We start from the raw sequence: 277 nt of genomic DNA, 5'->3' as shown, positions 1-277 counted from the left end.
ATATCGACACACAGTTTCGTCAAGCAAACAAACCTTGGGTAAGCGGCCACGAAGAAATCGAGTTGGCTTTGGTCAAGCTTTATAAAGTCACCGGAGAAGATCGTTACCTCCAATTGGCTGATTGGTTTTTGGATCAGCGAGGCCGAGGACACGGAGTCGGAGGCATCTGGGACAATCCGCATTGGGGACCAAAGTACGCTCAGGACGACGTCCCCGTCAAAGACCAAAAGGAAATCACCGGACATGCCGTGCGCGCCATGTACCTCTACACCGGTGC

General features: G+C 52.7%; 1 protein-coding gene. It reads left to right on the top strand.

The annotated features are described in order from the left end of the window. Nucleotides 1–277, top strand: a 277-nt coding sequence (locus tag ACNKXV_RS14795; RefSeq protein ID WP_417908457.1) for a beta-L-arabinofuranosidase domain-containing protein, incomplete at both ends; no start/stop codon positions are given.

Source organism: Christiangramia aquimixticola (assembly GCF_048285835.1).
Taxonomy (GTDB): Bacteria; Bacteroidota; Bacteroidia; order Flavobacteriales; family Flavobacteriaceae; genus Christiangramia; species Christiangramia aquimixticola.
Note: the sequence above shows the minus strand (reverse complement) of the source record. Positions and strands in the feature narration are given on the sequence as shown.